The 13,488-nt window shown below is 73.0% G+C and carries 13 protein-coding genes; 2 read left to right on the top strand and 11 right to left on the bottom strand.

The features are described 5' to 3' along the window. Nucleotides 1–4: 4 nt before the first annotated feature. From fmt to ACG2DA_RS06065, 4 genes are all read right to left on the bottom strand, one after another. Nucleotides 5–949 (bottom strand): methionyl-tRNA formyltransferase, encoded by a 945-nt coding sequence (gene fmt, locus ACG2DA_RS06050; protein ID WP_395254582.1) that lies wholly within the window; start codon nt 947–949, stop codon nt 5–7. A 115-nt stretch (nt 950–1,064) separates the two neighbouring features. Further along, a complete protein-coding gene (gene def, locus ACG2DA_RS06055; protein ID WP_395254583.1) occupies nt 1,065–1,706 on the bottom strand; it encodes a peptide deformylase in 642 nt (213 codons plus the stop codon). A 118-nt stretch (nt 1,707–1,824) separates the two neighbouring features. Then, nucleotides 1,825–2,175 (bottom strand): hypothetical protein, encoded by a 351-nt coding sequence (locus ACG2DA_RS06060; RefSeq protein ID WP_395254584.1) that lies wholly within the window; start codon nt 2,173–2,175, stop codon nt 1,825–1,827. A gap of 361 nt (nt 2,176–2,536) precedes the next feature. Then, the gene (locus ACG2DA_RS06065; protein ID WP_395254585.1) at nt 2,537–4,345 is read right to left on the bottom strand and encodes a carbon starvation protein A; all 1,809 of its coding nucleotides are present in this window, start codon (nt 4,343–4,345) and stop codon (nt 2,537–2,539) included. 342 nt (nt 4,346–4,687) lie between these two features. Between ACG2DA_RS06065 and csrA the strand changes: the two genes are divergently transcribed. Together csrA and ACG2DA_RS06075 are read left to right on the top strand one after the other, a co-directional pair. After that, the gene (gene csrA, locus ACG2DA_RS06070) at nt 4,688–4,873 is read left to right on the top strand and encodes a carbon storage regulator CsrA (RefSeq protein ID WP_395254586.1); all 186 of its coding nucleotides are present in this window, start codon (nt 4,688–4,690) and stop codon (nt 4,871–4,873) included. 388 nt (nt 4,874–5,261) lie between these two features. Beyond that, nucleotides 5,262–7,373: a flagellin gene (locus ACG2DA_RS06075; RefSeq protein WP_395254588.1), complete on the top strand. Its 2,112-nt coding sequence runs from the start codon at nt 5,262–5,264 to the stop codon at nt 7,371–7,373. Between the two features lie 154 nt (nt 7,374–7,527). On the opposite strand, the gene ACG2DA_RS06080 is transcribed toward ACG2DA_RS06075, so the two are convergent. From ACG2DA_RS06080 to ACG2DA_RS06110, 7 genes are all read right to left on the bottom strand, one after another. After that, the gene (locus ACG2DA_RS06080; protein ID WP_395254589.1) at nt 7,528–8,439 is read right to left on the bottom strand and encodes a DUF1559 domain-containing protein; all 912 of its coding nucleotides are present in this window, start codon (nt 8,437–8,439) and stop codon (nt 7,528–7,530) included. Beyond that, entirely contained in the window at nt 8,432–8,836 is a 405-nt protein-coding gene (locus tag ACG2DA_RS06085) for a hypothetical protein (protein WP_395254591.1), read from the bottom strand. The genes ACG2DA_RS06080 and ACG2DA_RS06085 overlap by 8 nt, the downstream gene beginning before the upstream one ends. Nucleotides 8,837–8,892: 56 nt before the next feature. After that, nucleotides 8,893–9,360 (bottom strand): hypothetical protein, encoded by a 468-nt coding sequence (locus ACG2DA_RS06090; protein ID WP_395254592.1) that lies wholly within the window; start codon nt 9,358–9,360, stop codon nt 8,893–8,895. A gap of 77 nt (nt 9,361–9,437) precedes the next feature. Further along, on the bottom strand, nt 9,438–9,965 hold the full coding sequence (locus tag ACG2DA_RS06095) for a hypothetical protein (protein ID WP_395254593.1): 528 nt from the start codon (nt 9,963–9,965) through the stop codon (nt 9,438–9,440). Then, nucleotides 9,962–11,110, bottom strand: coding sequence for a type II secretion system F family protein (locus ACG2DA_RS06100; protein ID WP_395254594.1), 1,149 nt, complete (start codon nt 11,108–11,110; stop codon nt 9,962–9,964). The genes ACG2DA_RS06095 and ACG2DA_RS06100 overlap by 4 nt, the downstream gene beginning before the upstream one ends. Before the next feature lie 91 nt (nt 11,111–11,201). Further along, complete coding sequence (locus ACG2DA_RS06105) at nt 11,202–12,245, bottom strand: type II secretion system F family protein (RefSeq protein WP_395254595.1); 1,044 nt, start codon at nt 12,243–12,245, stop codon at nt 11,202–11,204. Continuing rightward, a complete protein-coding gene (locus ACG2DA_RS06110) occupies nt 12,245–13,315 on the bottom strand; it encodes a type II secretion system F family protein (protein ID WP_395254596.1) in 1,071 nt (356 codons plus the stop codon). Before ACG2DA_RS06110 ends, ACG2DA_RS06105 begins: the two co-directional genes overlap by 1 nt. Nucleotides 13,316–13,488: the final 173 nt, after the last annotated feature.

Genomic DNA, 13,488 nt, shown 5'->3' on the forward strand with positions numbered 1-13,488 from the left:
GCGGCTAACTGACGAACCGGCCGGCGCCGCGGCCCCGGAGGAACTCGGCGCCGCTCATCGAGCGTTTCCCCGCCGGCTTGATCGACCGCACCCGCACGGCGCCGGAGCCGCAGGCGACCACCAGATCGCCGCCGCGGTCGGCCGCCTCGCCGGGGCGGCTGCCGTCGCCGGGTACGGCGTCGACCGCCTCAAAGACGCACCGGGCCGGCTTGCCGCCCTTCGCCTGCAACCCGCCGGGTTCGAAAATCGAGAACGCCCCCGGCCACGGGCTCATCCCGCGAACGTGCCGGCTGACGGCGCCGGCGGAGCGGGTCCAGTCGATGCGGCCCTCCGACTTCTCCATCTGCGGGGCGTAGGTGGCGAGGTCGTGATCCTGTCGCACCGGCACCGCGGTCCCGGCCTCCAGCGCGTCCAGCACTTCGATCGTGAGCGGGGCGGCGAGCCGGGCGAGCCGATCGTGCAGTTCCCCGGCGGTCTCGAACCGGCCGATCGCGGTCGCCTCCGCCCCCAGGATCGGGCCGGCGTCCAGTTCGCGGACGATCTGGAAGACGGTGACCCCCGTCTCCTCTTCCCCCGCCCGAATTGCGGCGTGGATCGGGGCGGCGCCGCGGAACTTCGGCAGCAGCGAGGCGTGCAGGTTGAACGCCCCCTTCGGCGGGATCGCCAGCAGCTTTTCGCTGAGAATCTGCCCGTAGGCGGCGACGACGAACACGTCCGCCTCGAACGACCGCAACCGCTCGAGGCTGTCGGCGACGTTGACCCGCGGCGGCTGGAACACCGGGAGGTTCAGCTTTTCCGCGGCGGCCTTCATCGGCGGGACGGAGGTGTGCTTCCCCTTCCCCCCGCGGTCCGGCTGGGTGACGAGGCCGACGAGCTTGTGCCGCGACTTGGCGATCGCCCGCAACGCGGGCTCGCCGAAGGCGCCGGTGCCGAGAAAGAGAACGCGCATGGGGTCGACAGGGTGGGCCCGGAGCGCAAGCTCCGGAAGTGCGGAGTCGTTTCGGAGGGGCTCCGCCGGCGGCGCCGACGGCCGGAGCTTGCGCTCCGGGCTCACGCGCAGCCGCCTACAGCTTGAACGCTTCGAACTCTTTGAGCAGGTCCCGGTCCGAGGGGATCTCGCCGGCCTTCTGGCCCTTGGTCCAGGCGTGTTCGAAGTCCGCCAGCTTGGGGGCGGCCTTGGCCTTTTCGGCGGCGGTCATGCGGTCGGGGAACATCACCCCGTCCAAATGGTCGAACTCGTGCAGGACCACCCGGGCGGGCAGATCCTCCAGATCGAGGGCGAACAATTCGCCGTTGAGGTCGAACGCCTCCACGGTGATCGACTTCGCGCGACGGACGTCGCCGAAGAGTTGGGGCAGACTCAGGCAGCCTTCCTCGGCGGTCTCGCTGCCGGTGCGGCGGACGATCTCGGGGTTGATGAAGACCAGTTCCTGGTCCTTTTCCTCCGCTTCGCCGGTGGGATTGGCGACGAACAGCCGCCACGGTCGGGCGACCTGGGTGGCCGCCAGTCCGACGCCCTCGTGAGCGTACATCAATTCGAACATTTCCGCCACGTGGCGCCGCAGGGCGGCGTTGATCTCGGTGACGGGCGCCGCCTTCCGCCGCAACGCGGGGTGCGGGTGCGGCACGATCTTCAGGGCGTCCGCGCCGGACGAGACGGAAACCGTGTCGGGGGCGATGGCGCCGGGAGCGGTCGTCTCGGACATCAGGCGGGGGGCGAGGGGGCGAACACGAGTCCGCATCCTACGCCCGCTGGATTCGAGGGGCGACCTCGTTAGCCGCTCTCTGACAGAGAGCGGCTAACGTCCCCCGGCCGCGGCCGACTCAGTAGGTCGGCACGCAGTTGGCCGGGGCGGCGGCGGTCTGCGTCGGGGCGACGTAGTACGCCTGCGGGGCGGCGGCGGTCTGGTAGTAGACCGGGGCGGCGGCGGTGGGGCCCATCGGGGCGGCCATGGCGCCCTGCGGGTAGACCGGGGCGCCGTAGCCGCCGCCGCACTGACCGGTCTCGCAGCCGCCGCCGTAGGCCGGGGCGCCGTAGAAGCTGCCGTAGCCGGCGCCGTGCGAGCAGCAGCACCCCGTGGACAGGGCGATCACGCCGGCGCCGACGACGGCCGGGGCCAGGCGCTTCAGGGTGGAGGGCTTCAGGCAGCGGGCGAGGGTCGTGAACCGGGCCATGGGGGCAGTCCTTGCGTGGTCCGGCCGCCGCCGCCCCGCTCCCCAAAGGTGGGGGGGAACCGACGAAGTCCGGTGAGAAACGGAAATGGGTTGTGCCGAGGGAAAGCGGGCGACGGGCGGTTCGGGCGGCGGTCGGGGCGACCGGCCGCGTCGAACCCTGGGGGAGAGTGACGTCGCCGTGCGGGGCGGGGTGTAGTCCTTCGCGGCCGAAGCCCCAAGAGGGACTTGAAGGAATTTTTGCAACCCGGTGCAAAATCGTTCCGAACCCTCCTCCGCGCGCGTGGGACCGCCGCGGTTCCCGCTTCGCCGCCGCCGCTCAGGCCGGGGTCGCTCAGGCCGGGGTCGCTCAGGCCGGGGTCGCTCAGGCCGGGGTCGCGGTGGGGGCGACGTCGGCCCGGGTGACGCGGGGCCACATCCGCACGGCTTCCACCAACACCCAGCTTTCCAGCAGCAACACGGCGCAGCCCATCGCGCTGAGCAGCCAGTTCTCCCGGGCGATCCAGCCGGTCTCCGGGGCGAACACCTGCACGGCCATCGCCCAGGCCGGGACCGCGATCATCAGCAGCGCCGCGGGCACGAGCCACAGCACCGGGGCGCGGCGGCGGTGCAGGTAAAAGGCGATCACCAGGAACGCCAGCCCGGCGAGCAACTGGTTCGTCGCCCCGAACAGCGGCCACAGGATCAGACCGCCGGTGCCGTAGCCCAGGCCCGGCGCCCGGATCAGGGCGATCGCCCCGCCGGCCAGCACCGCGACCAGCGTCGCCGGATGACGGCCGGTGAGGACGTGGAACGCCGGCGCCTTCTCCGCCAGCCCGCCGGCGAGTTCCTGCACGACGTAGCGTTGCAGTCGGGTGGCGCTGTCCAGCGTCGTCGCCGCGAAACCGGCCACGGTGGTGGCGATCAGCCCCACGCCGAACCACGCCGGGATGCCGACCTCCTGCAAAAAGTTCGCCCCGCCGGCGACGAACGCCCCGATCATCTGCGGCAGGCGGAAGCTCGCCCAGCTCCCGCCGGGCACGTAGGTGCTTTCCCACGCCGCCCGGCCGGAGGCGAACGCCTCGCCCGTCGGCCCGGTCGCGGCCATTCCCAGCCCCGCGGTGCAGGCCAGAATGACCAGCACCGCCAGGAACGCCTCGGACAGCATCGCCCCGTAGCCGACCGGGCGGGCGTCCAGTTCGCTTTTCACCTGCTTGCTGCTCGTCCCGCTGGCGACCAGGCAGTGGAACCCGCTGCACGCTCCGCAGGCGACGGTGACGAACAGGAACGGCAGGATCGCGGGGGCGTCGAACGGGCGGGCGTCCGCGGCGACGATCATCGGGGCGCTGTCCAGGCTGGCGTCGCCGGTCGCCCCCGCCACCGCCGCCCCGACGACCAGCGCGGCCATCGTCAGGAACAGCAGGCCGCTGTTGAGCAGGTCGCGCGGTTGGAGCAACAGCCCCACCGGCAGCACGCTCGCCGCGTAGCAGTAGGCCAGCAGCAATACGGTCCACACGACCACCGGGCTCCAGGAGGATAGCCCGACCGCCGGCAGGATCTCCGCCAGATCGATCGGCAGGGAGGTGGCCCCCAGCCAGACGCAGCCCAGCAGGACCGCCAGCCCGCCGACCACCGGCACGGTCAGGTTCGCCCCGGACTTCAGGGCCCGGCCCAGCAGGATCGCCAGCGGCATCGCCGCCCACACTGGCAGCACGCTTTCGGGGTACAGGTTGAACACGCTGGCGATCACCAGCCCGAACACGCCCAGGACGACGGTCAGCGCCAGCCAGAGCACCGACAGGAACAGCCACCGCGCCCGGGGGGAAATCAGCCGGCCGGCCGCCTCGCCGACCGTGGCCCCGCCGTTCTTCAGGCTGACCACCAGGCTGCCGAAGTCGTGCACCGCCCCGACCAGCACGCTGCCCACCAGCACCCAGATCAGCGCCGGCAGCCAGCCCCAAAACACCGCCACCGCCGGCCCCACGATCGGCCCGGTGCCGGCGATGCTGGTGAAGTGGTGCGCGAACACGACCCAGCGGCGGGTCGGCACGAAGTCGCGGCCGTCTTCTTTCGCGATGCTGGGCACCACGGCGTTCGCGTCCACGCCGAACACCCCGCTCAGCCACCGCCCCAGCGCCAGGTATGCCAGCCCCAGGCCCGCCGCGGACCCGAACAACACCACAAGTACGGACATCGGCGGGGACCTGACTCATCGAAGAACACGGGGGCGAACGCGGGCAGCGTGAACGGCCTCCCCCCCGGACGCAACCGCGGCGGTCGGCCCCGCGTCGCCCGCTCTCCCTGCCGAGGCGCCCCCCGCCGAGGGCCCCTCACGACCGGACGAGGCGGCGCCGTCGGACGACTCGGCAGGATCGACGGGTTGGGTTGCCGTGGGAAGATATTCCGGCACATCGCATCCCCCCAGATTGCCGCAACTGCCGAAGTCATTCCGGCGGTCGGGTTTCCCTGACCGCTCCCCTCGCCCGGAGGAGCCGGGCGAGGCCCCTCAGTGTCCCGCTCACCGTAAGGAGACGCCATGTTGGTTTTAAGCCGCCAGAAGGAACAGACGATCGTCATCGGGGACGACGTCCGCATCACGATCGTCGAAGTGAAGGGCGACAAGGTTCGCCTGGGCATCGAAGCCCCGCGGAACGTGACGGTGCATCGGGAAGAGGTGTTCCTCGCGTTGGCCGCCGGCGAGCCCGCCCGCCGGGCTGCCTGACGGGCTCTTCTCAAACGATCGTCCCAGGCCGACGGCGACGTCGCCCCGGGCGGCGCGGCCCGCGCCGGGCCGGGAATCCCCCGAAGCCAAGTCGCAGCGGGCCCGCAGAACCGGCACGGCCGGCGCCAAATACGCGGCCGGGTCAGATCGTTGACGAAATGCAACGTTGCATCCGAAGCGGTCGCTGATCCGGACCGATGGTTTGTCCGGGCCCGTCAGGACGATCCCGCCCCACCCGTTAGCCGGCACGACGCCGCGCGTCGCGGGTCCCCGCTCCGCCGGGGCGTTTCCCCTCCTCATCGGCTGATTCGGTCTCGCCCGGGATCGACGGCCGATTGCCGCTCCCCGGCGGCTCCCCTCCCAAACTCGTTGAAGGAACCCGGGACCCATGACCCGTATCAACACCAACGTCGCTTCGTTGCGCGGCCAGCGCTCCATGGCGAAGAGCGACAAGATGCTGGCGAACGCGATGACGCGGCTGTCGACCGGCGTCAAAATCAATAACGGCAAGGACGACCCTTCCGGCCTGATCGCCGGCGAGACCCTGCGCTCGCAGATCTCCACGATCGAGAAGTCGATCACCAACTCCAACCGGGCCAACAACGTTCTCACCACCGCCGACGGCGCGCTGGGCGAGATCGGCGGTCTGCTCACGCAGGTCCGCGGGCTGGTCCAGGAAGGTCTGAACGACGGCGCCCTCTCCCAGGAGGAACGCGACGCCAACCAGCTGCAGATCGACAACGCTCTGACGGCGATCAACCGGATCTCCTCGAACACCAGCTTCGCCGGCGACAAGCTGCTGGACGGCTCGAAGGCGTTCACGACGTCGATTAGCTCCGCGGACAACGCCAAGCTCAGCAGCTACTCCATCGACCAGGCCCTGCTGGGCAGCGCCTCGAAGATCGACCTCGACGCCACCATTAACAGCGCGGCCGAGCAGGCCCAGCTGGTGTACCAGGGCGGCGACTTCACCTCGGCGGCGACGCTGGAGATCGGCGGCACCGGCGGCACCGAAGTGGTGCAGCTCGGCGAAGAGGCGACCATCGAGGACGCCGCCACCGCCATCAACGCCGTCACGGACGCCACCGGCGTCTCCGCCCGGGTTCTGGACGGCACGATCGCCTCCGGCAACCAGGTGATCGCCGTCAACAGCCAAAACGTCGAATTCGCGCTGACCGAAGCCGGCCGCAAAATGGTCGACGGCGGCGGGCTGGCGATCGAGATCGTCAACCCCGGCGCCGCCGCGACCGAGTCCACCGAGCTGGTCGACAACGGCGACGGCACCTTCACCGCCAAGCTCACGCTGGGTCACGACGGGACCGCCGTCACCTCCGACATCGCCGACATCGTCACCGCCTTCGACGGCCTGACCGATACGAACGGCGACAACCTGTTCGACGTCGCCGCCGCCGCCAACGCGACCACGACGACCCTCGGCGCCGCCGTCGCCTCGACGGACCTGGATAAGGGCGCCATCCGGATCGACGACGTCCGCGGCCCGAACAACCGGGGCGGGGTGAGCATCGCGTTCGGCGACACCGGCACGAGCCAGGCGCTGGGCATCTCCGTCAGCGGCGACGACATCACCATCCAGCTGGCCACCGACGCCAACGACGTCGTCACCAGCACGCTGGCGGACGTCAAGGACCTGCTGGAGTCCAGCGGTCTGACGCTGTCGGACGGCACCAGCATCGCCGACGCCCTCAACATCGAGATCGACGGCGACGACACCCTGCTGGCCAACGGCCTGTCCGCGTCCGAGCTCGACGAGACCAACGGCACCTCGCTGGTGCTGGAAAGCGAAGCCTACGGCTCCGACGAGTTCGTCTCCGTCAACGTGCTGGACGGCAGCTTCGACACCACCGGCATCGACGATTTCTCGACCGAGTCCCGTCGCGACACCGGCGAGGACATCGTCGCCTCCATCAACGGCCAGAAGGCGATCGGTCGCGGCCTCACCGCGTCCATCAACACCTCCAACCTCACCGCCTCGGTCACGTTCGACTCGGCGAGCAACACGGAGGACGAGTCCGTCTCCCTGGACGTCACCGGCGGCGGGGCGATCTTCCAGATCGGCCAGGACGTGACCATCTCCGGTCAGGTCGGCATCGGCATCGAGGCCGTCAACACCGCCCGCCTGGGCGGCACCGCCGGCAAACTGTTCGAACTGACCAGCGGCGGCGGAAAGAGCCTGTCCGACGTCGCCAACGGCAACGCCAGCGGCGCCGACCTCGTCAATATTCTCGACGGGGCCATCAACGAGGTCTCCAGCCTCCGCGGCCGCATCGGCGCCGTTCAGAAGAACGTGATCGACACCAACATCAACACGCTCGGCGTCGCCCTGGAGAACATCTCCGAGGCCCGCAGCCAGATCGTCGACACCGACTTCGCCGTCGAATCGGCCAACCTGCAGAAGGCCCAGATCCTCGGCCAGGCCGCCACCTCGGTCCTCTCGATCGCCAACCAGAGCCCCCAGCGGGCCCTGTCGCTGCTCGGGTAATATAAAGGTGGCGAAAGGGGCGAGGCGTAAGGCGTAAGCCGCCGGACCCCACGCGGCATCGAACGGCCCGGTCGCTCCCCCGAGCGACCGGGCCGTTCGCGTTTCGCTGCGCACAGCTTTCTTACCCCCTACGCCTCACCCCTTCTCCCTGCGTTTAATACCCCGGCGGGAGCAGTTCGCCGTCGTTGCGGTCGCCCAGGCGGCTCCAGGTCGTCGCGTCGATGCTGTCGCTGAAGAATCGCACCGCCCCGTCGCACAGCGCCGCCTGCACCCCGCCGACGTGGGACGAATAGAACCCGCTGACCTCCAGCGCGACGGCGTCCGGGTCCGGGGTCTCCCCGTCCGCCGCGACGTCGCCCTCCTCGGGCACGGGCAGGGCGCCGTTGCCGAGCCGGGGGGCCGCGTTCGGCTCGACGCCGCTGTGGGCCAGTGTCGCCGCGGTGCCGCTGGCCCAACTCAGGGTGCTCCAGCCCCCGTCGCCGCCCTCGCCGATCAGTAGCGTGTGGTGGGCCCCGTCCGTGATCTCCGCGTACGTGATCGCGCTGTTGAGGAACAGCACGCCGCCGTTGTCGACGTCGATCGGTTCGTCCTCCCCGCCGATGCACCCGGCGTAGCCGGCTGAGGTGGCCGACGACGGGCAGAGGATCCCGGACGGCAGGGTTTCACGGACGGCGTCGTTCGCCTCGGCGTACACGCTGCGACTGAAGTCGAGGTGGGCGTACAGCGGGCCCTCGTCCAGCTGCGGCAGAATCTGGGTAAGCCAGTTCATGTGATATGGCATCGGGTCCAGCGCCCGGTAAGCCTCCGCGGTGGGCAGCGTGCGGATCGGCCCGTTCGCCGCGATCGTCCCCGGGGGGAAATGGCCGGCGGACACCTCGTAGTTCTGCAGGGCCAGCGCCAACTGCATGAGGTTGTTGGCGCACGACGCCCGCCGGGCCGCCTCCCGGCTCTGCTGCACCGCCGGGAGGAGCAGCGAAACCAGGATCGCGATAATGGCGATCACGACCAGCAACTCGATCAGCGTGAACCCGGGACGGCTCGGCCGGCGGGAGGCGGGGCTATTCATCGTCGGAATCGGAAACGGGTTTCGGGGCGAGCAGCGGGGAACGGTCCGCCGGGGCGGAGTCGGCGAGGACGGGGCGGACGGTCCGCCGGGCCCGGGCGGCGACGCCGCGGCGTTCGACGCGGGCCTCGACGGTCGGGAGGTCGCCGTCTTCGGCGGCGGGGGAGAAGGTCACCGCGGCGGCGCCTCCCGGCAGGGCCGGCGACCACGATTCAGGAGCCCCGGCGCCGCGGGCGGTCCGCACCGCGGCGAGCCGGGCGCCGGCGTCGGCCAGCAGGGCGGCCTGCACGGCGGCCTCGTTCGGCTCCAGCGAGCGGCGGTGCACCGCCGCCGTCCGCACCGCCGTCAGCAGCAGACCGGTCGCGACTGCCAACAACACGATCGCGACCATCAGCGACACGCCCCGCCGCGACCTGCCCGGCCGGGATGAGGGCGCCGAGGGGAACAGGGGACCGTTCATTCCGTGCCCTCCTCGGGGGCGGCGTCGCCGACGCGGGCGCCGGCGGGCAGCCATGCGGCGAGTTCCACCGCAGCCCCGTCCCGACGTTCGTCCGCCCCGCCGGCGGGGTCGTAGCCGACCGCGACCCGCACGCTGCCCGGCCGCTCCTCCGCAAACCACGCGAACCCCGCCCCGCCGACCGGGAAGCGGTCCCGTCCGGCCCGCGGCCCGGTCGCGATGCGACGCACGGCGCTGCCGTCGGCCTCGTAGCGGATCGCCGCGCCGTCGGCGGCGGCGAGAGTCAGGCCGATCTCGTCCGCGGTCGCGGAGACCGCGTCGGCGGCGTCCTCCCGCAGCGTGCGGTGCAGCCGGGACAGCGCCGCCCCGGACTCCGCGGCCGTCTGGGCGGCCACCGTCACCCGCCGCACCGTGACGATCGTCGTCGCCCCCAGCGAGAGCAGCGCAACCGTGCCGGTGACGACCACGATCAGTTCGACCAGCGAATACCCGCCCCGCCGTCGGGGCCGACGCGGGCGAGGCGGGCGACGAGGTGAAGTCGGCCTCATTCGTCCGCCCCCCCGGCGTCGGTCAGTTCGTCGTCGGTGGGGCCGTCGTCGGTCGGTTCAGATCCGAAGGCCCACGCGCTCAGTCGCACCGGTCGGGCGGCGGCGCCGGCGGCGGTCGTCCAGCCGAGGGCGCCGTCCAGTCGCACCGCCGCCACGCCCTCCGGAGCCCCGTCCGCTTCGTCGAGCGGCACGGCGACGACGGTCAGGTTCGCCCCCGGCAGCGACGCGGCGAAGGGCGGCCGCAGCGCCGCCACCTCCGCCGACAGCGGCCCGCCCTCCCCGTCCGTCAGCAGCCGGTCGGGCGGCCGTCGGGAGAGGTCCGTCAGCAGGTTCGACAACTCGGCGGCGGCCCGGCGGCGGCGGTCGGTTTCCGCCCGCACCCCGTCCGCCCGCCGGACGGCCGGCAGCAGCATCGCCGTCACGGTCGTGAGCACGGCCACCGCGACCGCCAGTTCCATCGCCGTCGTCCCCCGCCGCGGCCGGCGGGCGGAGCAGCCTGTTGCGAGGAGGGGAAACGTCGTCACAGCGGTCGTCCCACGTGGTGCATGATCCGGATCAGCGGGGTGAAGAAGGCCAACGCGACCCAGGCGACGAGCGCCCCGATCAGCAGGACGGCGGCCGGTTGGAGCAGCGCCAGCCATTGGCCGCGGCGGCGGTCCTCCAGGGCGTCGCGGCGGTCGGCGATCAGCCGCAGCACGGTCGGCAGGTTGCCCGCGGCCGTGCCGGTCGCGGCGAGGCGGGCCTCGCCGGCGGTCAGCAGCCCGGCGTCCCGCAGCGCCGGCCAGACGTCGGCGCCGCCCTCCACCCGCCGGGCCAGCGTTCTGAGGGCCGGCCCCCGACTGTTCGCGGCCGCGGCGTAGGCCGTCAACACCGGCGGGAACGGCCGACCGTTCTCCGCGGCGCTCGCCAACGCCCGCAGGACCCGCGATCCGTGGGCCCGACGGGAGCCCAGCCGGCGCCGGACCCACCGCCCGCCCGGCGGGCGGTGGCCCTTTTGCTTCATCACCAGCGCCAGCGGGAGGGCGAACGCCGCCAGCTGGAACGCGGCCAACAGCAGGAACCAGTACTGCACCGCGAAGGAGCCGAACTGGACCAGCGGGTCGAACCAGGCGACCGACAGCCACCCCGCCCCGCGCTCGTCGGCCAAGCCGTCGGGAGAGGCACCGAAGTCCTCAAAGATTCTTCTGTACTTCGGCACGATGTAATAGAGCAGGAACCCCAGCACCGCCTGCACCGCGAACAGCGTGGCGAGCAGGTAGAAGCCGACGTTCCAGAACGCCCCCGCGGCCCCGCCGGCCTGCCGGGCGAGGCGGGCGGACTCGTCGGCGAGGGCCCGCGGCAGGCCGCCGGCCGCTTCGCCGGCGGCGAGGGCCGGCTCGCTGGCGGCGGGGATCAGGCGTTCCGTCCGCAACGCTGACCTTAAATCGCCCCCGGCCTCCAGCAGCGCCGCCGCCCGGCGGGCCCGCTCGCGCCGGCCCCGCAGCAGGGTTTCGCCCAGCCCCTCGAACTCCTCCGCCAGCGGCCCCCCCCGCCGGGCGGCGACGGCCAGTTCGCCCATCAACGTGGCGGCCCGCAGGCGGCGGGCGCGACGGACCAGCGCCCACGCCGTCACGGTCGTGATCAGCGTGAGCGGTCCGAGCGCCAGCGGGATTAGAGACAGAAGTTCCACCGTCACGCCCCTCCGTACGACAGATACGACAGAGGAGCGGACGCGCCGGCGACGCAACCGGCGACGAGATCGGCGGCGATCCGGGGGGCGGTCATGACAGGTCGTTCAGCAAATTCAGCAGCGGGAGGATCGTCGCCCCGCCGAACAGCAGCACGACCGCCCCGACGGCCGCCAGCAGGAGCGTTTGCAGGGCCGCGGCGATCAGCCCCGCCGGGCCGAGCCGTCCCGCCAGCCGGGCCCGCAGCGACGCGGCGGCCGTCCGCAGGGCCTCGGCGAGCGCCTCCGGATCGTCCTCCCGCCGCACCGCCGTGCGGAATTCCACGGGCAGATAGCGACGGCGGGAGGCCGCCGCCGCCGCCTCGGCGCCTGCCGCGACGGAGTCCGCCGTTAAGGCCATGTCCTGACCCACCCGCGGGTCCGGGCACGTCCAGCCGACGGCCCGCAACGCGTCCGGCAGCGGCGTGCGGACTTCCACCAGCGCCGCCAACAACTCGCACGCCCGGGCCTGCTCCCCCGGCCGCAGGAACGCGGAGAACGGCCACAGGGTCGGGGCGTACCGCGGCAGCGCCCACCGCCCCGCCGCCAACGCCGCCACGGCCAGCGGCAGCGCCACGAACCACCCGGCCCGCAGCCAACCGCCCACGGAGAGCGCCGCTTGCGTCAGCCACGGTAGGGGGGCTCCGAAGTCGCGGAACGTCGCCTCGAACCCCGGCGCCAGTAGGGCGAGCGCCGCCGCGGCGACCAGCAGCGTCGCCCCGCTGAGCGTCAGCGGCCAGGCGACCGCGGCCGACAGCCGGCGGCGGTCCTCCGCCCGCTCGGCGGTCGCGGCGGCGGCGACGTGCAGCACGGCCGGCAGTCCGGACCCCACCGGCAGCTCGAGCAGCCCGCCCAATGACGGCGGCAGCGCGTCCTTCACCTCCCCCAGCGCCGTCGCCGGGTCGGTTCCCCCCGCGACCCGGTCGGCTGCCGTCCACACCGCCGTGCGGGCGCGGCCGGGCGGCAGGTTTTCTCCGGCGATCCGCAACGCCGCCGCCGGCGGCAGCGGTCGCTCCTCGACGGCCTTCGGCGGGGACCCGTCGTCGACGGCCGTCGGGGCGAAGGGGGCGACGGCGGCGGTGGGAAACCCCTCGTTCATCATCCCGCCTCCGGAACGACGGGCCGGGCGAGGGCCTCCAACAGGTCGACCGCGGGCAGAGCGACGCCGAGCACGTACAGCGCCGCCACCCCGCCGCCGACCAGCGCCGTCGCCGCCAGCGGCCACGCCGCCGCGCAGCGGGCAGCTGCCGCCCGCGCCCGGCCGGTGTGCACCCGCGACGCTGCGGCGAGGGCCGCCGGCAGGTCCGCCGCCGGCGCCGTCGCCAACGTCCAGGACAGCAGCGGCGGCGCCGGGGCCTGCCTGGAGGAACCGGCGGCGGAGAACACCGCGGCCCGGTCCTCGCCGGCGTCCAGCCGGTCCGCGGCGCGGGCGAGGGCGGCGGCGCCGGTCGCCCCCGCGGATCCGGCCGCCGACCGCAGCGCCTCGCCCAGCGGCACGCCCGCGGCCGTCAGCAGGGAGAGCAGATGGCCGCAACTGGCCCACCGCAGTTCGTTCCGCACGCCCCGCACCCCCGGCGCCCAGCTGAGCGCCCGCCCGCCGGTCCACCGCGTCAGCAGCGCCGCGCCCCCCACCGCCGCGGGGGGCACGAACCAGAGCCAGACGGAGTCGACTCGTCCAAGATTCTCGAGCCACCGCACCGGGGTCGAGACCTCCGCCCCGGCCTGTCGTAGCATGTCCGCCAGCGGCCCGGCGACCGTCGGCAGGGCCCACGCCGCCAGGGCCGCGGCGACGCCGATCACCGCCAGCGGGCCGACCATGGCCGCGGCCAGCTCCGCCCGCAGGTCCGCCGCCAACCGGGAGCGTTCCGCCACCCGGGCCAGCGCTTCGCCGGGACGACCGGACCGCAGACCGCTTTCCAGCGTCGCCCGCATCGCCGTCGGCAGCGGGCCGCGTTCGGCGGCGTAGGCCTCCTGGAGAGTCATCCCGTCCCGCAGGCGTTCGGCGACGCGATCGCTCAGCCCGCCGGGGGCACCCGCCCCCAGCCCGACTTCCAACGGCAGACCGGCCGCGGCGAAGGCGGCGGCCTCGTCGCCCAGGGCGATCAACTCCTCCAGCCGCCGCGGCGGCAGCGCTTCAGGGGAGTCGGCGGCGGGAGCGGGCGAAGTCACGGGACCTGAGAAACGTTGCGTCGAACGGGCGGCGCTCAGCGGGGGGACGCCCGGCGAGTGTGCGGGTTTCACGAACGCTCCGCGACCGGCGCGGGTTCAGACCCGGCAATGTATTTGCGCCGACGCCTCGTCTCTCCCCTCTCCCTTGAGGGAGAGGGGCCGGGGGTGAGGGT

The organism is Alienimonas sp. DA493 (genome assembly GCF_043951915.1).
Classification (GTDB): Bacteria; Planctomycetota; Planctomycetia; order Planctomycetales; family Planctomycetaceae; genus Alienimonas.

What these genes read in the sequence shown, in the direction of transcription:
- ACG2DA_RS06065 (WP_395254585.1), bottom strand. Translation starts at nt 4,345, where the DNA reads ATGTCCGTACTTGTGGTGTTGTTCGGGTCCGCGGCGGGCCTGGGGCTG.
- ACG2DA_RS06060 (WP_395254584.1), bottom strand. Translation starts at nt 2,175, where the DNA reads ATGGCCCGGTTCACGACCCTCGCCCGCTGCCTGAAGCCCTCCACCCTG.
- csrA (WP_395254586.1), top strand. Translation starts at nt 4,688, where the DNA reads ATGTTGGTTTTAAGCCGCCAGAAGGAACAGACGATCGTCATCGGGGAC.
- fmt (WP_395254582.1), bottom strand. Translation starts at nt 949, where the DNA reads ATGCGCGTTCTCTTTCTCGGCACCGGCGCCTTCGGCGAGCCCGCGTTG.
- ACG2DA_RS06105 (WP_395254595.1), bottom strand. Translation starts at nt 12,245, where the DNA reads ATGAACGAGGGGTTTCCCACCGCCGCCGTCGCCCCCTTCGCCCCGACG.
- ACG2DA_RS06075 (WP_395254588.1), top strand. Translation starts at nt 5,262, where the DNA reads ATGACCCGTATCAACACCAACGTCGCTTCGTTGCGCGGCCAGCGCTCC.
- def (WP_395254583.1), bottom strand. Translation starts at nt 1,706, where the DNA reads ATGTCCGAGACGACCGCTCCCGGCGCCATCGCCCCCGACACGGTTTCC.
- ACG2DA_RS06080 (WP_395254589.1), bottom strand. Translation starts at nt 8,439, where the DNA reads ATGAATAGCCCCGCCTCCCGCCGGCCGAGCCGTCCCGGGTTCACGCTG.